19 protein-coding genes are annotated in these 19,636 nt (G+C 73.1%); 10 read left to right on the plus strand and 9 right to left on the minus strand.

Annotation, left to right across the window (positions count from 1 at the left end):
• Position 1 precedes the first annotated feature (1 nt).
• The 6 genes from ABZ321_RS26100 to ABZ321_RS26125 all read left to right on the plus strand — a co-directional run bounded on the left by ABZ321_RS26100 (position 2) and on the right by ABZ321_RS26125 (position 5,182).
• The gene (locus ABZ321_RS26100; RefSeq protein ID WP_354896114.1) at positions 2-790 is read left to right on the plus strand and encodes an MBL fold metallo-hydrolase; all 789 of its coding nucleotides are present in this window, start codon (positions 2-4) and stop codon (positions 788-790) included.
• Positions 787-1,656, plus strand: a complete 870-nt coding sequence (locus tag ABZ321_RS26105; RefSeq protein ID WP_344505428.1) for an SIS domain-containing protein — start codon at positions 787-789, stop codon at positions 1,654-1,656. Before ABZ321_RS26100 ends, ABZ321_RS26105 begins: the two co-directional genes overlap by 4 nt.
• A complete protein-coding gene (locus tag ABZ321_RS26110) occupies positions 1,653-3,143 on the plus strand; it encodes an FGGY family carbohydrate kinase (protein WP_354895636.1) in 1,491 nt (496 codons plus the stop codon). The genes ABZ321_RS26105 and ABZ321_RS26110 overlap by 4 nt, the downstream gene beginning before the upstream one ends.
• A gap of 18 nt (positions 3,144-3,161) precedes the next feature.
• Positions 3,162-4,016, plus strand: a complete 855-nt coding sequence (locus ABZ321_RS26115; protein WP_354895640.1) for a class II fructose-bisphosphate aldolase — start codon at positions 3,162-3,164, stop codon at positions 4,014-4,016.
• A complete protein-coding gene (locus tag ABZ321_RS26120; protein WP_354895643.1) occupies positions 4,013-4,918 on the plus strand; it encodes an NAD(P)-dependent oxidoreductase in 906 nt (301 codons plus the stop codon). Before ABZ321_RS26115 ends, ABZ321_RS26120 begins: the two co-directional genes overlap by 4 nt.
• A 114-nt stretch (positions 4,919-5,032) precedes the next feature.
• A complete protein-coding gene (locus tag ABZ321_RS26125) occupies positions 5,033-5,182 on the plus strand; it encodes a hypothetical protein (RefSeq protein WP_344505433.1) in 150 nt (49 codons plus the stop codon).
• 6 nt (positions 5,183-5,188) lie between these two features.
• Here the strand turns inward: ABZ321_RS26125 and ABZ321_RS26130 are convergent, their stop codons facing one another.
• The 4 genes from ABZ321_RS26130 to ABZ321_RS26145 are packed head-to-tail and all read right to left on the minus strand — an operon-like array spanning position 5,189 to position 10,350.
• A complete protein-coding gene (locus tag ABZ321_RS26130; protein ID WP_344505434.1) occupies positions 5,189-5,665 on the minus strand; it encodes a (2Fe-2S)-binding protein in 477 nt (158 codons plus the stop codon).
• Between the two features lie 11 nt (positions 5,666-5,676).
• The gene (locus ABZ321_RS26135; RefSeq protein ID WP_354895647.1) at positions 5,677-7,929 is read right to left on the minus strand and encodes a molybdopterin cofactor-binding domain-containing protein; all 2,253 of its coding nucleotides are present in this window, start codon (positions 7,927-7,929) and stop codon (positions 5,677-5,679) included.
• Positions 7,926-9,125 carry an oxygenase MpaB family protein gene (locus tag ABZ321_RS26140; protein WP_354895650.1) on the minus strand — a complete coding sequence of 400 codons (1,200 nt, stop codon included), beginning with the start codon at positions 9,123-9,125 and terminating at the stop codon, positions 7,926-7,928. The genes ABZ321_RS26135 and ABZ321_RS26140 overlap by 4 nt, the downstream gene beginning before the upstream one ends.
• Before the next feature lie 16 nt (positions 9,126-9,141).
• Complete coding sequence (locus tag ABZ321_RS26145; protein WP_354895653.1) at positions 9,142-10,350, minus strand: oxygenase MpaB family protein; 1,209 nt, start codon at positions 10,348-10,350, stop codon at positions 9,142-9,144.
• A gap of 157 nt (positions 10,351-10,507) precedes the next feature.
• Here ABZ321_RS26145 and ABZ321_RS26150 point away from each other — a divergent pair, with 157 nt between their 5' ends.
• Both ABZ321_RS26150 and ABZ321_RS26155 read left to right on the plus strand, forming a co-directional pair.
• Positions 10,508-11,146, plus strand: a complete 639-nt coding sequence (locus ABZ321_RS26150; protein ID WP_344505438.1) for a helix-turn-helix domain-containing protein — start codon at positions 10,508-10,510, stop codon at positions 11,144-11,146.
• Positions 11,147-11,150: 4 nt separating this feature from the next.
• Positions 11,151-11,564, plus strand: coding sequence for an AMP-binding protein (locus tag ABZ321_RS26155; protein WP_354895656.1), 414 nt, complete (start codon positions 11,151-11,153; stop codon positions 11,562-11,564).
• Here ABZ321_RS26155 and ABZ321_RS26160 read toward each other — a convergent pair.
• The 4 genes from ABZ321_RS26160 to ABZ321_RS26175 are packed head-to-tail and all read right to left on the minus strand — an operon-like array spanning position 11,527 to position 15,639.
• On the minus strand, positions 11,527-12,660 hold the full coding sequence (locus ABZ321_RS26160; protein ID WP_354895659.1) for an acyl-CoA dehydrogenase family protein: 1,134 nt from the start codon (positions 12,658-12,660) through the stop codon (positions 11,527-11,529). The genes ABZ321_RS26155 and ABZ321_RS26160 overlap by 38 nt on opposite strands.
• 9 nt (positions 12,661-12,669) lie before the next feature.
• On the minus strand, positions 12,670-13,698 hold the full coding sequence (locus ABZ321_RS26165) for an LLM class F420-dependent oxidoreductase (protein ID WP_354895662.1): 1,029 nt from the start codon (positions 13,696-13,698) through the stop codon (positions 12,670-12,672).
• The gene (locus tag ABZ321_RS26170) at positions 13,698-14,804 is read right to left on the minus strand and encodes a CaiB/BaiF CoA-transferase family protein (RefSeq protein WP_354895665.1); all 1,107 of its coding nucleotides are present in this window, start codon (positions 14,802-14,804) and stop codon (positions 13,698-13,700) included. The genes ABZ321_RS26165 and ABZ321_RS26170 overlap by 1 nt, the downstream gene beginning before the upstream one ends.
• Positions 14,805-14,859: 55 nt before the next feature.
• Positions 14,860-15,639, minus strand: a complete 780-nt coding sequence (locus tag ABZ321_RS26175) for an enoyl-CoA hydratase-related protein (protein ID WP_354895668.1) — start codon at positions 15,637-15,639, stop codon at positions 14,860-14,862.
• Positions 15,640-15,682: 43 nt separating this feature from the next.
• Here ABZ321_RS26175 and ABZ321_RS26180 point away from each other — a divergent pair, with 43 nt between their 5' ends.
• A complete protein-coding gene (locus ABZ321_RS26180; protein WP_354895670.1) occupies positions 15,683-16,351 on the plus strand; it encodes a GntR family transcriptional regulator in 669 nt (222 codons plus the stop codon).
• A gap of 477 nt (positions 16,352-16,828) precedes the next feature.
• Here ABZ321_RS26180 and ABZ321_RS26185 read toward each other — a convergent pair whose 3' ends face one another.
• Positions 16,829-18,253 (minus strand): aldehyde dehydrogenase family protein, encoded by a 1,425-nt coding sequence (locus ABZ321_RS26185; protein ID WP_354895672.1) that lies wholly within the window; start codon positions 18,251-18,253, stop codon positions 16,829-16,831.
• A gap of 71 nt (positions 18,254-18,324) precedes the next feature.
• Between ABZ321_RS26185 and ABZ321_RS26190 the strand changes: the two genes are divergently transcribed.
• On the plus strand, positions 18,325-19,500 hold the full coding sequence (locus tag ABZ321_RS26190) for an acyl-CoA dehydrogenase family protein (protein ID WP_354895675.1): 1,176 nt from the start codon (positions 18,325-18,327) through the stop codon (positions 19,498-19,500).
• The last annotated feature ends 136 nt before the right edge of the window (positions 19,501-19,636 follow it).

The following is a 19,636-nucleotide window of genomic DNA, read 5'->3' on the forward strand; positions in this document are numbered from 1 at the left end:
CATGCTGGCCCGCTGGCTCGGCCAGGCCGGGTTCGTGCTCACCGCGGGGGTGGCGCACCTCGCCGTCGACCCGTACCTGTCCGACTCACTCGCCGAGAAGTACGCCGGGCGCCTGTTCCCGCACACCCGCATGCGCCCCGCCCCGCTCGCCCCGCGGCAGCTGCCGCCGCTGGTCGCCGTGGTGTGCACCCACGCGCACACCGACCACATGGACCCCGCGACCCTGACCCCGCTCATGGCAGGACAGCCGCGGCTGCGCCTGGTCTGCCCGCGCGCCGTCATCGGGGAGGCACTGCGCCGCAGCGGCGCGGACGCGTCCCGGCTGGACCCGCTGCGCGCAGGCGAGCAGACCGGCTACGGCCCGTTCGCGATCAGCGCGGTGCCCTCCGCCCACGAGGAGCGCGAGCTCGACGAGCACGGCGACGACCGGTTCCTCGGCTACGTCATCGACGCCGCCGGCACCCGGGTCTACCACTCCGGCGACTGCGCGCCCTGGGACGGCCTGGCCGAGTGGCTGGGGTCCATGGCCGTCGACGTGGCGCTGCTGCCGGTCAACGGGCGCGACGCGCACCGCCGCGACAACGGCGTGCCCGGCAACTTCACCTTCGAGGAGGCCGTGCGGTTGTGCGCCGCCGCCGGGATCGGCACCCTCGTCCCACATCATTGGGGCATGTTCGCCTTCAATTCCGCCGACCCGGCCGGGTTCGACTTCGGCCTCGCCGGGCGCCTCGGCGTCACCGTCCAGCTGCCGGTGCACGGCGCCACGATGATCCTGCGGGGGCGTCGATGAACGGCCCGGCCGGCGGCCCCGTGCTCGTCCGGATCAACCAGCACCTCGACCAGCTGCGCCGCTCCGAGCGCAAGGTCGCCGACGTGGTGCTGGCCAACCCGCGCGGCGTGGTGCAGATGACCCTGGCCGAGCTCGCCGAGGCGGCCGGGGTCAGCCAGCCCACGATCGTGCGCTTCGCCAACGCCATCGGCTGCGACGGCTTCCACGACTTCCGCATCCAGCTGGCGCAGAGCGTCGCGCTCGGCGTGCCGGCCACCCAGTCGGTCATCGAGGCCCAGGACGACACCGCCACCACGGTCGGCAAGATCTTCGACTTCTCCATCACCTCGCTGGACCACGTGCGCCGCCACCTCGATCTCGACGCGATCGGCAGGGCCGTGGACACCCTCGCCTCCTGCTCGAACATCGTGTTCATCGGCCTCGGCGCGTCCGGGATCGTGGCGATGGACGCCGAGCAGAAGTTCCCGCTCTTCGGCGTGCCGTGCTCGGCCCAGATCGACACCCACCAGCAGTTCCTGGCCGCCTCGACCAGCCGGCCAGACACCGCGTTCGTGGCCATCTCCAACACCGGCCGCACCGTGTCCATCCTCGACACCGTGCGCGTCGCGCGGGAGCGCGGCGCCACCGTCATCGGCATCACCGGCGGCCCGTCGCCGCTGGCCGACCTGTCCAACATCGCCATCCTCGTCGAGTCGCTGGACAACACCGACGTCTACACGCCGACGATCTCGCGCCTGGCCCAGCTCGTCGTCGTCGACATCCTCGCCACGATGGTGCTGCTGCGCCGCGAGGAGTCCGCCCTGGAGGACATCCGCACCATGAAGACGCGGCTGTCCCGGATGCGATCGGGGATGCCGCGCGCATGACGACGCTTGATGTGGTCCTCGCCTTCGACCTCGGCACCGGCGGCTGCAAGGCCGCCCTCGTCGACGCCTCCGCGCGCGTGCTCGCCACCGCGTTCGTCGCCTACCCGACCGACTATCCGGCCCCGGGTCGCCACGAGCAGCGCCCGGCCGACTGGTGGGCCGCCCTGGCCGCCGCGACGAGCCGGCTGCCGCTGTCCGGGCACCGGGTCCGGGCCGTGGCGCTGTCGGGGCACAGCCTGGCGATGGTCCCGGTCGACACGGACGGCGCGCTGTTGCTGGAGTCCGTGCCCATCTGGTCGGACGTGCGCGGCGAGGCCGCCGCGACGGCCTTCTTCGGGCACCTGGCCGAGCACGACTGGTACGCGTCCACGGGCAACGGCTTCCCCGCCGGCATGTACACCGTGTTCAAGGCGGCCTGGCTGCGGTCCGGGACACCGCTGGGCCCCCGGGTCGCACGCATCCTGGGCAGCAAGGACTGGATCAACGCCCGGCTCACCGGCGTGCAGGCCACCGACCCCAGCTACGCCTCCGGGTCGGGCGCCTACGACCTGCTGACCCGCACCCTGCGCCCGGACGTGTTCACGGCGCTCGGCGTGCCGGCCGGCTGGTGGCCTGACATCGTCGCCTCCACCGCGGTCGTCGGCACCGTCACCGCGGCGGCCGCCGCCGAGACCGGCATCCCGGCCGGGGTGCCCGTCGTGGCCGGCGGCGTCGACAACTCCTGCATGGCCCTCGGCGCCGGCCTGGACCGGCCCGGCGCCGCGTACCTCTCCCTGGGCTCGTCCAACTGGGTCACCGTCGCCGGCGCCGAGCCGGTCCTCGACGCCGTGCAGCGGCCGTTCGTCTTCGACCACGTGCTGCCCGGCCTGTACGTCTCGGCGCTGTCCACGTTCGGCGGCGGCAGCAGCCTCACCTGGCTGGCCGGCCTGCTCGGGCGGGACGGCGACCTCGACGCGCTGCTGGCCGAGGCGGCCGAGGCCCCCGTCGGCGCCGCCGGCCTGACCTGCGTGCCGACGCTCGCCGGCGGCACCGTCGTGGAAGGCGGCCCCTCCGTGCGCGGCGCGTTCCTCGGGCTCGACCTCGGCCACACCCAGGGCCACGTCGCCCGCGCCGTCGTGGAGGGCATCGGCTTCAGCCTGGCCGACGCCGCCGCGGTGATGCTCGCCGGCGCGCCGCCCGGCGCCCCGATCACCGCCGTCGGCGGCGGCGCCCGCGGCGCCCTCCTGCTCCAGGTCCTCGCCGACCTGCTCGACCGGCCCGTCACCCGCCCCGCCGACGCCCAGCACTGCGCGGCGCTCGGCGCGGCGGCCCTGGGCTGGCTCGGCATCGGCGCCTGGGACTCGACCGCCCCGCTGGCCGCCGGCACCGAGGCCGGCGAGGCCGACGTCGTCGCCCCGCGCGCCGGTGCGGCCGCCGACTACGCCCTGCCCCGGGCCCGCTTCCACGCCGCCCGCGCGGCCGTGCGGGCCCAGTCCGAAGTCACATAACGCTCTTGGAGTTCCACCGTGCCCCTCGCTGATCCACGCCCCATCCTCGCCGCCGCCCGCGCCAGCGGGCACGGCGTCGGCGCCTTCAACACCACCCTGCTCGAACACGCCGAGGCGCTCGTCGCCGGCGCCGAGGCGGCCACGGCGCCGCTCATCATGCAGATCAGCGAGAACGCGGTCCGCTACCACGGCTCCCTGCGCCCGCTGGCCCTGGCCGCCCGGGCCCTCGCCGAGGCCGCGACGGTGCCGGTCGTGCTGCACCTGGACCACGCCGAGGACGTCGACCTGGTCCACGAGGCGGTCGACCTGGGCTTCACCTCGGTCATGTTCGACGGTTCCCGGCTCGACGACGCGCGCAACCGGGCCGTCACGGGCGAGGTCGTGGCCTTCTGCCACGCCGCCGGGGTCGCGGTCGAGGCCGAGCTGGGCGAGGTCGGCGGCAAGGACGGCGTGCACGCCCCCGGGGTACGCACCGACCCCGGCGACGCCGCCGCGTTCGTGGCCGACACGGGCGTGGACTCCCTGGCCGTGGCCGTCGGCACCTCGCACGCCATGGCGACCCGCAACGCCGTCGTGGACGTGGAGCTGGTCGCGGCGATCGCGGCCCGGGTGCCGGTGCCCCTCGTGCTGCACGGCTCCTCCGGCGTCGACGACGAGACGCTGGCCCGGGCGGTGACCGCCGGCATGACGAAGGTCAACATCGCCACCCACCTCAACAAGTGCTTCACCGCCGTGGTCCGCGCCCGCCTGGAGGCCGACCCGAAACTCATGGACGCCCGCAAGTACGTGGCGCCCGCCCGCGACGTCATGGCCGCCGAGGTCACCCGCCTCATCCGCGTGCTCAACCCCGTCGCGCCGGTCGTGGCCGCATGAAGGTCCTGGTCACGCCGCGCAGCATGTCGGCGGCGGGCTCGCCCGCGCTGGACCGGCTCAGCGCCGCCGGCTACGAGATCGTCACCCCGTCGCCCGGGCGCCAGCCCACCACCGAGGAACTGCTCGACGCGGTGCCCGGCGTGGTCGGCTGGGTCGCGGGCGTGGAGCCGATCGGTGCCGAGGTCCTGGCCCGCGCCGACCGCCTCCGCGTCATCAGCCGCAACGGGGCCGGCAGCGACGCGATCGACGCGCGCGCCGCGGAGGCGCACGGCGTGCGGGTCATCACCGCCCGGGGCGCCAACGCGCAGGGCGTCGCCGAGCTGGCCCTGGCGCTGACCCTGATGGGCCTGCGCGGCCTGCCCGAGGCGGCCGAAGCGCTGCGCTCGGGCACGTGGCAGCGCAGCACCGGCCGGGAGGCGGCCGGGCGCAGCCTGGGCATCGTCGGCTACGGCGCGATCGGGCGCCGCCTCGCCGGGCTGGCCCGCGGGCTCGGCATGACCGTGATGGCCCACGACCCGTTCGTCGACGTCGCGGACGTGCCGCTGGTGTCTCTCGACGTGCTGCTGCGCACGAGCGAGGTCGTGTCCCTGCACGTGCCCCCGTCCCCGGACGGGCCGCTGCTCGGCGCGGCCGAGCTGGCCCTGCTGCGCGACGACGTGGTGCTGCTCAACACGGCCCGCTCGACGCTGGTCGACGAGGCCGCCCTGCTGGCCGAGCTGCGCGCCGGGCGGATCGCGCTCTACTCGGTCGACGCCTTCGACCGCGAGCCGCCGGAGCCCTCCGAGCTGCTGCGTCAGCCCCGGGTGGTGCCGACGCCGCACCTGGGCGCGGCCACGGCCGAGAGCTCACGCCGCGCGGCCGAGGCCGCGGTGGACAACCTCCTCGCCGCCCTCGCCGCGTAGCCGCCGATCGCCCTCAGCAAGGGCAAGGACAACGTCGCATTCCTCAGTTCGATCGACGAGGAGCTGGCGATCGGCAAGGAGTGTCTGGCGGCGCTGGAGCCGCCGGCCGGCAAGGTGCAGCAGGCCGAGCTGCGGCAGCCGCTCGCCAACCTGGTGAGCGAGCTCAAGCAGTACACCGCCCGCAACGACGGCGTGAAGATCGGCGACATCTACACCAAGGCGAACGCGGCGATGGCGGCCCTGTCGATCCAGTGCCCGAGCTGACGAGGGCTACATTCGCTTCGCGGCGTCCTTGATGGCGGCGCGGATGCGGGGGTACGTGCCGCAGCGGCAGATGTTGCGCAGGGTGTCGAGGTCCGCGTCGGTGATGTCGCGGCCCTCGGCGGCGGTGCGGCGGACGAGGTCGACGGCGGCCATGATCTGGCCGGGCTGGCAGTAGCCGCATTGGGCCACGTCGTGGTCGAGCCACGCCTGCTGCATGGGGTGCAGGTCGCCGCCGGCGGTGGCGGCCAGGCCCTCGATGGTGGTGACCTCGTCGGTGGGGGCGAGGTCCTTCACCGGGATGGCGCACGGGTTCACGGCCCGGCCGTTGAGGTGGCTGGTGCAGGCCTTGCAGACGTTGATGCCGCAGCCGTACTTGGGGCCGGTGATCCCGAGGAGGTCGCGCAGCACCCACAGCAGGCGCTCGTCGTCGGCGGCGTCGACGGTGACCTGGGAGCCGTTGACGCGGAAGGTGTGCTGGGGCATGCGAGCGGCTCCTAGGCAAGCCCGTCGGTGGGCGACGGCGGGATCGGCGGGACGGTCGGCTTGGGGGTGAAGGACAGCGTGCCGTGGTTGATCGGGAACGTGGTCGGCATGGTGCCGGTGGCCCGGCCGTAGGCGCACGCGACCGCGGCCATCGAGGCGGCCACGCCGAGCTCGCCGGCGCCGCCGGGCTGGTCGGACGTGCTGGGCATGACGATGACCTGCAGGTCGGGTGGGGTGTTCCACTGGCGGGTGTAGAAGTAGTTGTCCCAGCTGGCCTCGAGGAAGTACCCGTCGCGCAGGTGCAGGCTGGACGTCAGCGCCAGGGCGATGCCGTCCATGACGCAGCCCATCATCTGCGCCTCCAGCCCGCGCGGGTTGACGGCGAGGCCGACGTCGACGGCGACCACCGCGCGGGTGACGCGGGGACCGGCGACGCCGTCGCGGACGGGGCGGTTGACGGTGGCGGGGCGGCAGTCGAGCTCGACGAGGACGGCGCTGACGGCCTTGTACTCGGCGTGGAACGCGATGCCCTGCGCCACGCCGGCCGGTAGGGAACGGCCCCAGCCGCCGGCGGTGGCGACCCGGTCGAGCACGGCGCGGGAGCGGTCGTCGCGCAGGAAGGCCCGCCGGAACTGGTACGGGTCCCGGCCCATGCGGGCGGCGAGCTGGTCGACGACGAGCTCACGGGCGCAGGTGACGTCGGGTGAGTAGACGTTGCGCATGCTGCCGGTGTTGAAGCCCTTGTCGGTCTCGTTGAGCAGCCGGCTGGTGACCCCGAAGTCGTAGGACATCGTCTGGCTGAGCTGGAAGAACGTCTCGGAGAAGCCGATGTCGCCGACGGGCAGCCGGGCGGCGAAGGCGGTGATGATCTCGCCGAGGCCGTGGCTGAGGTCGGTGGCGACGCTGGTGTGCCGCTGGTCGTAGGTGAGGACGGTGTTGCCGAGGTACGCGGCGCGCACCCGCGACGTCGCCATCGGGTGCACGCGGCCCTGGCGGGAGTCGTCGGCGCGGTGCCACATGAGCTTCACCGGCCGGCCGATCTTCTGGGACACCTCGGCGGCCTCGAGGGCGGCGTCGAAGAACAGTTTGCGGCCGAACGAGCCGCCGCCCTCGGTGACGTGGACGGTGACGGCGCCGGCCGGCAGGCCGAGCTTGGCGGCGATCGCCTGCTTGGCGACGATCGGTGCCTTGAGCGCCGACCAGATCTCGGCGCGGCCGGCGCGGACGTCGGCGATGGCGCAGTTGGGCTCCAGGGCGCTGTTGTTGCGGAAGTGGAAGGTGAAGCGGGCGTCGACGACCGGGGTCGGCGGCCGCAGCCCGATCGGCAGCTCGGCGAGGGCGAGCTCCTGCCGGATGGTCTGGTCGGACTTGCCTTCGGCGGTGCCGGGCCGCCAGGTGACGCGCAGGGCGCGGACGGCGTCGATGCACTGGCCGAACGTCTGGGCGCGGACGGCGACGCCGGTGCCGATGACGACGACGTGGGTGACGCCGGGCATCGCCTGGACCTCGGCGAGGTTGGCGACCGAGCCGACCTTGCCGTTGATGGTCGGCGGGCGGCAGACCATGGTCGGTTTGGCGTCGGGGACGTCGAGGTCCATGGCGAAGCGCTTGCGGCCGGTGACGGCGTCACGGGCGTCGACGCGGTTGTGGGGCTTGCCGATGACGGTGAAGCTCTCGCGGGCGGTGAGCTCCACCGCCATCTGTGTGGTGCGGGCGCTCGCCGCCGCGACGGCGAGCGCTCCGATGTCGACGTGCCGGCCGGAGCGATCGGTGATCACTCCGGCCCGCAGGGTCAGGTCGGCCACGGCGGTGCCGAAGGACACCGCGGCGGCCTGCAGGAGCCGGGTCCGGGCGATCGCGGCGGCGACCCGGATCGGCGTGTAGGTGGCGATGGTGGTGTTGGATCCACCGGTCAGCTGGTTGAACAGCAGCTCGGGCCGGGCGTCGGCGAGCGTCACCCGCACCCGCTCCAGCGGCACGGACAGTTCCTCGGCGATCAGCATGGCGGTGGAGGTGGTGATGCCCTGCCCGACCTCGGCGCGGGGCAGCGCGAACGACACGGTGCCGTCCGGGGTGACCTCGACGGAGATGAGGCCCGAGGTCGGCAGGGCGGCCACGGTCATGAGGTCGTTGAGGTCCACGATGTCGGTGATGTCGGCGGCGGCAGCGGCGGGTGCCGGGGCATCCAGTGCGGCGGCGGTCACCAGTACAGGAGCGGCGACGACGAAGCCGATGAACTGCCGCCGCCGGATGCCCTCGCTCACGACGGCCGGTTGATGGTGGGGATCTCGATCTTCGTCTCCTGACCCTTGGTGAGGTAGAAGAGGATGTACTGGCGGACCGCCTCGTCGACGACCCACGCGGCGGCGGGGACGAGCGGCAGCGGCATGAGGCCCTCGCGGAACTTCACGAGCGGCGGCCAGACGGTGGCGATCAGCGGGTCCCACACCGGCTCGCGCGGGATGGCGTCCCAGTCGGCGACCTGGTTGCCCACGAGGTACCGGGCGAGCGCGTTGCACAGCGGCCGGCTGACGCTGCCGGGGCTGGTCTGCTCGGCGAGCTGGCCGAGCAGGACGTCGGTGAGGATGACGCCTTCCGGGGTCGGTCCCATGTTGCGGGGCAGGACCTGGTCGGACTGGGCGTTCGCGGCGGTCCACGTGGCGGGGATGTACTCGTCGCGGATGCCGAGCAGGTGCGCGGTGACCTGCCAGACGTGCAGGTAGGCCTCGGCGTCGGCGGCGGGGATCGGCACCTTCCACTCGCGCATCTTGCGCATCGCGAAGGTCGGCAGGGTGTGCCAGGTGACGAGCATGTCCTCCTGGCTGATCGGGATGGTGCCGTCCCAGTGCGGGGACTGCTGCAGCAGGTGCCGGACGGCGGCGTGCACGAGCCGGGTCTTGACGGCGTTGACGATGCAGTTGCCGTCGGGGCGGTAGGCGTTGAGCGCGCCGACGGCGAAGCCGAGGATGCTCGTCTTGGCGACGCGGTCCTCCATGTCGGCGCCACCCTTGGAGTAGTAGACCGCGCGGGCCTCCTTGGGGATGGCGGTGCTCAGCATGCCGCCGCCGACGCCGTTGAGCAGGTTGAGGTAGAGGCCGCGGGACTTGTTGAAGGTCGCGGCGGCCTCGAGCTTGCCGCGGTCGGCCCAGTCCGGCAGCTGCCGGGCGTGGTCGATGAACGCCTTCACGTCGGCGGGCAGGCCGGCGGGCGTGGGCTGGTCGTTGCGGGTCCAGTCCCACAGCAGCCGGTTGACCTCCGGGACGCCGCCGCGGTCGAGCAGCGACGCGACGAGCGGGTCCGCCTCCTCGTCCCACACCCAGCGCGGGTCGGCGCCCACGCCGGCGCCGGCGATCGACCCTTCGGGGGCCCAGGTCCAGGCCGGCGTCGCGACGCTCAGCGCGCCGAGCGCCCCGAGGGCGCCGCCGGCCATCAGCACTTTGCGTCTGCTCAATTCCGTCATATCGATGATGTCCAATTCATGAAGGGCGGTTGGTCTGCGGGATCTCGATGCTGATCGGGCCGGCTTCGGACAGGAACAGCAGCGCCGCCTTGCGCAGGAACTCGTCGAAGAGCCAGTACGCCTGCGGGGCGAGCGGGAAGGGCAGCAGCCCTTCGCGGACGGCGATGAACGGCCCCCAGGCGACCTTGAGCAGCGAGTCCCAGACCGGCTCGCGCGGGATCCGCAGCCACCCGGCGATCTGGTCGCCGAGCATGAAGCGGGTGAAGGAGCCCAGGATCGGCTTGGTGAGGATGCCGGCGTCGACGACGGCGCCCAGGCTGAGCAGGATGTCGGCGAGCTTGATGCCCTCCGGGGTCGGCGCCAGGACCGGGGTGAGGACCTGGGCGGCCTGCGAGTTGGCCTCGGCCCACGACGCGGGGATGTACTCGTCGCGGATGCCGAGCATGTGCGCGCCGACCTGCCACGAGTGCAGGAACGCGTCGGACTCGGCGGCGGGGATCGGCACCCGCCAGTCGGCCAGCTTCTGCATCACGGTGGTGGGCAGACTGTGCCAGGTGACCATCATGTCGCGCTGGCTGATCGGGATCTGCTCGTCGGCGGCGCCCGGCCAGTACGGCGACTGCGGCAGCAGGTGGCGCACGGCGGCGTGGACGAGGCGGGTCTTGACGCAGGTCACGATCATCTCGCCGTCGGGCTGGTAGGCCTTGAGCGAGCCGATGTCGTAGCCGAGCTTGGCGGTCTTGGAGATGCGGTCCTTCATGTCCGCGCCGCCCTGGGAGTAGTACACGGCCCGGGCCTCGTGCGGGATGACGGTGCTCATCATGCCGCTGGCCAGGCCGTACAGGACGCCGAGGTAGAGGCCGCGCTTGCGGTTGAACTCGACGGCCAGGGCCAGCTTGCGCTGGTCGGTCCACGCGGGCAGCTGGCGGGCCCGCTCCATGAAGTCGCGCAGGTCGGCCGGCAGCCCGTCGGGCAGCGGCTGGCCGTTCTTCTTCCAGGTGCGCAGCAGCGCGTTGACCTGCGGCACGTCGCCGCGGTCGAGCAGCGACGCGACCAGCGGGTCGGCCTCGTCGTCCCACACCCAGCGCGGGTCGGCGCCGGGTCCCGCGCCGGCCACCGACCCGGCGGGCGACCAGCTCCAGGCCGGCGTGGCGACGCTCAGCGCGCCGAGCGCACCCAATGCAGTGCCGGTGGTCAATACCTTGCGCCGGCTGATGTTGCCCATGCCTTCGCCTCCTTCGAGTACCGGACCGGCGGTGATACGATGAAACGCATCCCGCGTCCGTGTATCATCGATGACAACACATGGTGTCGGCAATCACAAGGCATCCAGTGACATCGACTGCCGGGCAGGGCAGAATCGGCACCAGCAGGAGGTGATCGTGGACCCGGACCAGTCGTTGCTGGAGCGTGCCTACCTCGACGCCGTCGAGCGCGTCGACGACCTCGACGAGGCCCGCGGCCGCATCCTCGACGCGGCCTACGAGCAGTTCTGCCGCATGGGCATCCAGCGCTCCACCATGGAGGACGTGGCCCGGCGGGCCCGCGTCTCCCGGATCACCGTCTACCGGCGGTTCGCCACCAAGGACCTCCTCGTCGAGCACGTCGTGCGCCGCGAGTTCCGGCGCTACTTCGAGGTGTTCCTCACCGACATCCAGCAGGCCGAGACCGTCGCCGACCGGGTCGTGTTCGGGTTCGTGAGCTCGTTGCGGGCGATCCGGCGCAACCCGCTCATCGGCGGGCTCATGGCCGCCGAGCCCGACCTGCTCATGCCGTCGATGCTCGGCGACGGCGGGCAGACCCTCGCCACCGTGCGGCAGTTCGTCGCCGGGCAGCTGCGCCAGGAGCAGCGCGCCGGCAACCTGCCCGGCGACCTCGACGCCGACCTCGTCGCCGAGATGATGGTCCGGGTCTCCGCGTCGTTCCTCGCGATCCCGAGCAAGGTCGTCGACCTCGACGACGAGGAGCAGCTGGCGGCGGTCGCCCGCCAGTTCCTCGTGCCGATGCTGCGCCCGGAATGAAGCCATGGACGCCGACCTTCCCCCCGAGGTGGCAATGCTCGCCCGCGGCCTGACCCGGATCGGGCTCAGGCCCGGCGGCAGGCTGCTGATCGTGCTGCCCGGCCGGGCCGAGCAGTGGCTGATCGACCTCGCCGCCGCCTCGCTCGGCGCGGTGCCCGCGGCGGTCGACCCGGCGACGCGCCCCGACCGGCTGCGGCACCTCGCCCGGCACGCCGCACCGCAGCTGCTCGTGCTGGAGAGCGCCGCCGAGCTGGCCAGATGGCGGCCGATCCTCGCGGACCTGCCGAGCCTGCGCCGGATCGTCCTCGTCGACGATCCGGCGCCGCACGAGCTCAGCCTCGCCACGGTCTCCCTGACCCAGGTGCGGGAGGCGGGCCTGCTCACAGCCCCAGCGACCGGCCGATCACTTCCTTCATGATCTCCGTGGTGCCGCCGTAGATGGTCTGCACCCGCGAGTCCAGGAACGCCTTCGCCACCGGATATTCGCGCATGTACCCGTAGCCGCCGTGCAGCTGCAGGCACCGGTCCACGGTGCGCTGCTGCAGCTCCGTGCACCACCACTTCGCCATCGCCGCCGTCTCGGCCGTCAGCGTCGGCTCGACCAGGCAGCGGTCCACGAAGACCCGGCCGAGGCGCAGCTCCGTCGCCAGCTCCGCCAGCACGAACCGGTTGTGCTGGAAGCTGCCGATCGGCTTGCCGAACGCCTGCCGCTGCCGGCAGTACGCCACGGTCTGCTCGAACACGGCCTCGGCCGCGGCGAGCGCGGCGACGGCGATCGACAGCCGCTCGAAGGGCAGGTTCCGCATGAGGTACGCGAAGCCCTGCCCCTCCTCGCCGAGCAGGTTCGCGGCCGGCACCCGCACGTCGGAGAAGAACAGCTCGGCGGTGTCCTGCGCCTTCTGCCCGATCTTGTCGAGGTTGCGGCCCCGCTCGAAGCCGGCTATGCCGCGCTCGACGACGAGCAGGCTGATCCCCCGGTGCCCCGCCGCCGGGTCGGTACGGGCGACGACGATGACGAGGTCGGACAGGATGCCGTTGCTGATGAACGTCTTCTGCCCGTTCAGGACGTACGTGTCGCCGTCGCGCACCGCGGTGGTGGTGATGCCCTGCAGGTCGCTGCCCGCACCCGGCTCCGACATGGCGATGGCGGTGATGATGTCGCCGGAGCAGAAGCCCGGCAGCCACCGCCGCCTCTGCTCCTCGTCGGTGAGGTCGGTGAGGTACGGGCCGATGATGTCGTTGTGCAGGCCGAACGCGGGCCCGGTCGCGCCGGCGCGGGCGAGGCCCTCGGTGAGGACGGCGCTGAACACCCGGTCGGTGACGCCGGCGCCGCCGTAACGCTCGTCGACGAAGAACCCGAGCAGGCCGGCGGCGCCGGCGGCCCGCCACACGTCCCGGTCGACGACCCCGTCGGCCTCCCACCGCTCGTGGTGCGGGGCGATCTCCTTGTCGATGAACGCCCGCACCAGCTCGGCGAACGCCCGGTGCTCGGCGGTGAAGACGGTGCGCTCCACGGTGACTCCCTACTGGGTCATGGCTTTGACGGCGGCGATCAGGCGGCGGGGGTCGGGCCCGAGGGGCGTCACGTTGAGGATCGTGACGCCGGCGTCGCGGTATGCCCGCACCCGGTCCCGGACGTAGCTCTCCGGCCCGATGAGGCTGGTGCGTTCCAGCAGCTCCGCCGGCACGGCGGCGGCCGCCTCCTCCTTGCGGCCGGCCAGGTACAGCTCCTGGATGCGGTCGGCCTCGGCGGCGAACCCGTACCGGCTGACGAGGTCGTGGTAGAAGTTGCGGTCCTTGGCGCCCATCCCGCCGACGTAGAGCGCGATCAGCGGGCGGGCCAGGTCCCGCAGCCCGGTGACGTCGTCGCCGATCGCGAGCGGCCCGCCGGCGGCGATCTCCAGCGGCCCCAGCGCCGGGTCGCGTTTCTCCCGGCCGGCGGCCAGGGCGGCGCCCCACACGTCGGCGGCGCGGGAAGGGTCGTACAGGAACGGCATCCAGCCGTCGGCGAGCTCGGCGGTCATCCGCACGTTGCGGTCGCCGAGCGCCGCGACGTAGATCGGGATGCTGTCGCGGACCGGGTGGCTGAGGATCTTCAGCGGCCTGCCGAGGCCCGTCCCGGCGCCGGGCGGGAGCGGCAGCTGGTAGGAGCCGTCGTTGACGAGGGTCTCGCGGCGCCACACCCTCCTGCAGATGCCGATCAGCTCGCGGGTACGGGCGAGCGGCCTGTCGTACGGGACGCCGTGCCAGCCCTCGACGACCTGCGGCCCGGAGGCGCCGACGCCGAGGATGGCGCGGCCGCCGGAGACCGCGTCGAGGCCGGCGGCGGTCTGCGCGATGAGCGCGGGGGTACGGGAGTACAGCGGCAGAATCGAGGATCCGATGCTGAGCCTCGTCGTCTTCGCCGCGAGGTAGCCCATGACGGTCGGCGCGTCGAACCCGTACGCCTCGGACACCCACACGATGTCGAGCCCGTCGTCCTCCCAGGCCGCGACGCGGTCGGCGGCCGCCCTCGGGTCGGCGTCCACCGGGAGTGCGGTGGCGATGCGCATCACGGGCCTCCCAGCCAGTCCTTGAGGACGTCGTCGGTGTGCTGCCCGGGCACCGGTGGCAGGCCACCGATCGCGCCCGGGGTCTGCGAGAAGCGGGGCGCGGCGGCGGGCTGCACGATGCCGTTGTGGACCTCGAAGGTGCCGCGCGCGACCAGGTGCGGGTGGCCCGCGGCCTCGGCGAGCGACAGCACCGGCGACACGCACGCGTCGGTGCCGTCGAACACGGCGGTCCATTCCGCTCTGGTACGGGTGGCGAATACCGCTGTGAGCCGCTCCCGTAGTACGGGCCAGCCCTTGACGTCGTGCTGGGCGGGCAGGTCCGGGTCGGCGTCGAGGCCGAGCAGGCGCAGCAGCTCGGCGTAGAACTGCGGCTCCAGGGCACCGACGGCCATGTGCCCGCCGTCGGCGGTGGCGTAGACGGCGTAGAACGGGGCGCCGCCGTCGAGCAGGTTCCGCCCCCGCTGCGGGCGCCAGGCGCCGGTGGCGAGGAACCCGGCGAACATCGTGGTGAGGTGCGCGGTGCCGTCGACGATCGCGGCGTCCACGACCTGCCCCACGCCCGTGGTACGTGCGACGTGCAGCGCGGCGAGGCAGCCGACGACGAGGTACAGCGAGCCGCCGCCGAAGTCGCCGACGAGGTTGAGCGGGATCTGCGGCGGGCCGTCGGCGGCGCCGATCGGGTGCAGGGCGCCGGCGAGCGCTATGTAGTCGACGTCGTGCCCGGCGGTCTGCGCGAGCGGGCCGTCCTGACCCCAGCCGGTCATCCGCCCGTACACCAGGGCCGGGTTGCGCTCCAGGGCCGCGTCCGGGCCGACGTCGAGGCGCTCGGCGACGCCGGGGCGCCAGCCTTCCACGACGATGTCGGCCTTCGCGGCGAGGTCGAGGACCCGGCCGGCGCCAGCGGGGTCCTTCAGGTCGACGACGATCGAGCGCTTGCCGCGGTTGAGCAGGTCGGTGCGGGGGTCGCCGGCGGCCAGCGGGCCGGGCTCGGGGCGGTCGACGCGCACGACGTCGGCGCCGAGGTCGGCCAGCAGCATGGCGGCGAACGGTCCGGGCCCGATACCGGCGAGCTCCAGGACCCTGACACCCGTGAGCGGTCCGGTCATGCCGCCACCTCCGCTGCGCTGCCGATCCGCAGTTCCTCCGCTGTACTCCGGCCGCTCATGCGTCCCACCTCGGTGTGCTGCCCTGTACCAACGCTGCCGCCGCGGCACGGAAGTCCGGGCCTGACAGGGACTCCCCCATCAGGCGGACGGCGTCGGCGGTCGCGTCCTGTGCGGTGCTGTCCAGGCCGGCCCACACCTGGCGCCGGATGATCGCCATCGACGACGGCGCGCAGTGCACGGCGAGGTCGGCGGCGTAGGCCTGGGCGGCGGGCAGGACCTCGGCGCGGGGCAGGACCCGCTGCGCCAGGCCCATCCGCTGCGCCTCCGCCGCGTCGATCTTGCGGCCGGAGACGAGCAGGTCCATGGCGTTCCCGACGCCGATCAGGCGGGGCAGCAGCCAGGCGCTGCCGTATTCGGCGATGAGGCCGAGCCGGCTGAACGCGGTGGACAGGCGCGCCTCGGCGGCGAGGAACCGCACGTCGGCGTAGAGGGCGTGGACGAGCCCGAGGCCTGCGGCGCCGCCGTTGACCGCGGCGACGATCGGCGTGCCGAGGGTCAGCGGCAGGTGCGGCGCGAAGCCGAGCTCGTGCAGCAGCCGGTCGCGGTGCCCGGGGTCGAGCAACGCCTGCAGCGCGGCAGGGTCGGCGCCGGCGCAGAACCAGTCACCGGCGCCGGTGACGACGATCGCGCGGACCGCCGGGTCGTCGTCGGCCGCCTTGAGCGCCGCGTAGTAGTCGCGGAACATCTCCCACGTCATGGCGTTACGGTGGTCCGGCCGGTCGAACCAGATCGTGCGTACGCCGTCGCGGGTCTCGACCCGCAGGGCACTGCTCATCGCGCTCCCTCTTTGACTTTTGACATTTGATACTATTGCGGGCATGTCCAAGCTGTCAGACGGCCGCCCGCAGTTGTCGGAGACCGTGGCGAGCCTGTTGCGGGACCGGATCATGTCCGGCCAGCTGCGCCCCGGCTCGCGGATCCGGCTCGAGCAGGTCGCCGAGGAGACCGGGCTGAGCATCACCCCGGTCCGCGAGGCGCTGCTGATGCTGCGCGCCGAGGACATGGTCGAGCTGCAGCCGCGCCGCGGGCACGTGGTCGCGCCACTGTCCCGGCAGGACATCATCGACGTCTTCGGGCTGCAGGGGCACATCGCCGGCGAGCTGGTCGCCCGGGTCGCCACCGTCATCACCCCGGCACAGCTGGACGAGCTGCGCGCGGTGCACCAGCGGCTGGCCAAGGCCGCGCAGGCACGGCAGGCGAGCAAGGTGGAGCAGCTGGAGTTCGAGTTCCACCGCGGCATCAACCGGCTCGCCGACGCCCGCAAGCTGTCGTGGCTGCTGCGGGCCGCGACCCGCTACACGCCGACCCGCTTCTACGCCGCCGACGCCGCCTGGCGCGCCGCCATGGTCACCGACCACGAGGCGCTGCTGGCGGCCCTGGCGGCCAACGACGCCGACGCGGCCCGCCCCGTCATGGCCCGCCACTTCACCGACGGCGCCGAGCGCCTGGTGAAGCACCTCGACGACCTCGGCCTCTGGACCGCCTGACCTGGCATTTTGCCGCCCACCGACACCCGTCACGGTGAGTGATATCGTGACAGCACGCGTGACCTGCCGGTTTGGAAAGATGCTGTAAGGTGCTCTGAGAGCGGAACGCAGCACACCGGAATCCACCCGATCACGGCATGCCGCCTCGCCACTGGACGAGCCGCTGGACGACCTGCCGGACTGGCTTTTGGACGACCCGCCCGCCCGGCGCAGCGCCGCACCGACCCGTTCGACGTCCGGCGTGCCGCCGGCGAACGGCGACCGCGACGCCTCGAGGAGCTCGGGCGGGGCCGCGCTGCTGGACGGGCTACCGGACCGACTGCCGGACGACCTAGCGGACGGGCTTTGGGGCGGCCCGCCGGACCGGCTGCTGAACGATCTGGTGGACAGGCTTTGGGGCGGCGGCCCGCCGGACCGGCTGCTGGACGACCGGCCTGCCCGGCCGCTGGACTGGCTTCGGCTTCGCAACGGCCGACCTCACCCGCGCCCGTGGCGCAGCTTGAACATGGCCAACGACGTGCGCATCGCCTTCTCGGCGGGCTGCAGGGTCAGCAGGTCGATCGGCGGCCGGAAGCGCTGCCACGTCACGGACTTGGCCCGGCTGAACTCGCGCAGCCCGTCGGCGCCGTGGACCCGGCCGAAGCCTGAGTCGCCGACGCCGCCGAAGGGCAGCGCGGGCACGGCGGCGTAGCCGAGCACCGAGTTGACCGAGACCGCGCCCGCCCGCAGGCCCGCGGCGAGCGCCCGGCCGGTCGCGCGGCGGCGGGTGAAGATGGAGCCGGCCAGCCCGTAGGCAGTGGCGTTCGCGCGGCGCAGCGCCTCGTCGGCGTCGGCGACCCGGTTGACGATCAGCACCGGCCCGAACGTCTCCTCGGTGACGGCGGCGCTGTCCTCGGGGACGTCGGCGAGCAGGACCGGGTCGACGAACGGCGGGCGCACCGAGGCCGCGTCGCCGACGACCGCCCGGCCGCCGCGGTCGATCGCGTCGGTGATGTGCCGCCGGACGATCTCCGGCTGCGTGGGTGTGGTCATCGGCCCGTACGGCGCGTCGGCCTCGGCGCCCGGCCGCACCTCGCGCAGCAGCGGGGTCAGCTCGGCCAGGAACGCGTCGTGGACGGCGTCGACGACGTAGATGCGCTCGACGCCGGCGCAGGTCTGGCCCGCGTTGCCGAGGCCGCCGAACACCGCGGCGCTCGCCGCGGCCGGCAGATCCGCGTCGGCGGTGACGATGAGCGCGTCCTTGCCGCCGCCCTCGATGACGACCGGGGTGAGCCGCTCCGCGCAGGCCGCCATGACGCGACGGGCCGTGGCCGCGGATCCGGTGAACGCGACCTTGTCCACGCCCGCCCGGCACAGCGCGGCGCCGGTCGCGCCGTCGCCGGTGACCACCTGCAGGACCGGGTGCTCCGGCACCAACGAAGACCAGCGCGAGGCGAGCCACGACCCGACGCCGGGCGTGAACTCGCTGGGCTTGAACACGACCGCGTTGCCGGCGGCGAGCGCGTGGGAGATGGAGCCCATCGGCGTGTAGAAGGGGTAGTTCCACGGGCCGATCACGCCGACCACCCCGAACGGCACGTACTCGACGGTGCTGGCCTGGTTGAAGGCGAGCATGCCCGAGGACACGGAGCGCCGCCTGAGCACGCGGCCGGCGTGGCGGGCGGCCCAGTCGAGGTGCTCGACGGTGAGCATCACCTCCAGCAGCGCCCCCGCGAGAGGCTTGCCGGTCTCCTCGCGGATCAGCGAAGCGAGCTCGGTGATCTGACGGGCGATCGACGCCTTGAACGCCAGCAGATGGTGCCGCCGCTGCCGGGCGGCGAGGCCCGCCCACCAGCCGGCGGCGGCGCGGGCGCGCTCCACCGCCGCCTCAACAGCCACCTCGTGCGCGACGGTCGACGTCATCGAGACCTCCCTGACATTTGATATTCGATAGTTTAGCCTCGGTGTCAATCCCCGCGTTCACAACGGCATCCATGGAGGACCCAGCTGTGGAATACAACGACGAACAACGATCCCTGGTGGCCGCGGTGCAGGACTTCTGCCGCCGGGAGGCCGGCAGCCGGGAGCAGCGCCTGGCGCTGACCGACGGTGGCAGGGAGAACCACAGCCCCGAGCTCTACCGCAAGATGGCCGACCTCGGCTGGCTCGGCATGGCGCTGCCGGAGGAGTTCGGCGGCGGCGGCGCCGGCATGGTCGACCTGTGCCTGTTCCTGGAGACGACCGCGAAGGCGATGGCCCCGATCGGCGGCTTCACCACCTCGATCATCGTGGCCGCCGCGTACGAGCGCTTCGGCTCGCCCGAGCAGAAGAAGGTCGTCCTCGGCGGGGTCGCCCGCGGCGCCATCGAGGCGATCGCCATGTCGGAGCCCGAGGCCGGCTCGGACGTGGCGAACCTCAGCTGCCGCGCCGAGCGCCGCGGCGACGAGTGGGTGGTCAACGGGCAGAAGACGTGGTGCTCCAACGCGCACCTCGCCGAGCGCATCCTGCTCGTCGCGCGGACCAGCGGCCGCGCCGGTGACCACAGTGGACTCACCATGTTCCAGGTCCCCACGACGGCCGCCGGGCTGACCGTCTCCGGCATCGACACGATGGGCGGCCGCGAGGTCAACGACCTGTACTTCACCGACTGCGCGCTGCCCGCCGACGCCGTCGTCGGCACGCTCGACGCCGGCTGGCGGCAGCTGATGGCGGGGCTCAACCTGGAGCGGCTGATCCTCGCCAGCCTCATGCTCGGCACCGCGCAGCGCGCGTTCGACGACGTCGTGGACTACGTGAAGGGGCGCCGCCAGTTCGGCCGGCCGATCGGCTCGTTCCAGGTGCTGCGGCACCGCCTCGCCGACCTCGCCACCGAGATCGAGTGCGCCCGGCTGCTCGTGTACGCGACGGCCGCGCAGGTCGACCGCGCGCCCAACACGGTGCTGCCGCGGGAGACGTCGATGGCGAAGCTGAAGGCGACCGAGACCGCCCGCCGGGTGACGCTCGACGCGATGCAGATGATGGGCGGCTACGGCTACGCCACCGAGTTCGACATGGAGCGCCTGGTCCGCTCGTCGATCGTCTCCACGGTGTACGGCGGCACCAGCGAGATCCAGCGCGACATCATCGCCAAGACCTACGGGCTGCACGAAGTTAGTCGAGATTCACAGTAGGACCGCGCAGATACTTCCCAAGAAGTTAACGCTGACTTACAGTGCCTCCTACGCGATCCACGGGCGTCGCCAGCACTGCTGGCGGCGCCCCACGGGCGTCGCCGGGAAAGCTCGCCGCGACGCCTCACGGGCCCCG

The sequence above is a fragment of the Dactylosporangium sp. NPDC006015 genome (genome assembly GCF_040614215.1).
Classification (GTDB): Bacteria; Actinomycetota; Actinomycetes; order Mycobacteriales; family Micromonosporaceae; genus Dactylosporangium; species Dactylosporangium maewongense.

Coding starts and splice junctions, on each gene's coding strand:
- ABZ321_RS26100 (WP_354896114.1), top strand. CDS start 2: ATGCTGGCCCGCTGGCTCGGCCAGGCCGGGTTCGTGCTCACCGCGGGG.
- ABZ321_RS26105 (WP_344505428.1), top strand. CDS start 787: ATGAACGGCCCGGCCGGCGGCCCCGTGCTCGTCCGGATCAACCAGCAC.
- ABZ321_RS26110 (WP_354895636.1), top strand. CDS start 1,653: ATGACGACGCTTGATGTGGTCCTCGCCTTCGACCTCGGCACCGGCGGC.
- ABZ321_RS26120 (WP_354895643.1), top strand. CDS start 4,013: ATGAAGGTCCTGGTCACGCCGCGCAGCATGTCGGCGGCGGGCTCGCCC.
- ABZ321_RS26130 (WP_344505434.1), bottom strand. CDS start 5,665: ATGCCCCAGCACACCTTCCGCGTCAACGGCTCCCAGGTCACCGTCGAC.
- ABZ321_RS26140 (WP_354895650.1), bottom strand. CDS start 9,125: ATGACGGAATTGAGCAGACGCAAAGTGCTGATGGCCGGCGGCGCCCTC.
- ABZ321_RS26145 (WP_354895653.1), bottom strand. CDS start 10,350: ATGGGCAACATCAGCCGGCGCAAGGTATTGACCACCGGCACTGCATTG.
- ABZ321_RS26155 (WP_354895656.1), top strand. CDS start 11,151: ATGGACGCCGACCTTCCCCCCGAGGTGGCAATGCTCGCCCGCGGCCTG.
- ABZ321_RS26165 (WP_354895662.1), bottom strand. CDS start 13,698: ATGCGCATCGCCACCGCACTCCCGGTGGACGCCGACCCGAGGGCGGCC.
- ABZ321_RS26170 (WP_354895665.1), bottom strand. CDS start 14,804: ATGACCGGACCGCTCACGGGTGTCAGGGTCCTGGAGCTCGCCGGTATC.
- ABZ321_RS26175 (WP_354895668.1), bottom strand. CDS start 15,639: ATGAGCAGTGCCCTGCGGGTCGAGACCCGCGACGGCGTACGCACGATC.
- ABZ321_RS26180 (WP_354895670.1), top strand. CDS start 15,683: ATGTCCAAGCTGTCAGACGGCCGCCCGCAGTTGTCGGAGACCGTGGCG.
- ABZ321_RS26185 (WP_354895672.1), bottom strand. CDS start 18,253: ATGACGTCGACCGTCGCGCACGAGGTGGCTGTTGAGGCGGCGGTGGAG.
- ABZ321_RS26190 (WP_354895675.1), top strand. CDS start 18,325: ATGGAGGACCCAGCTGTGGAATACAACGACGAACAACGATCCCTGGTG.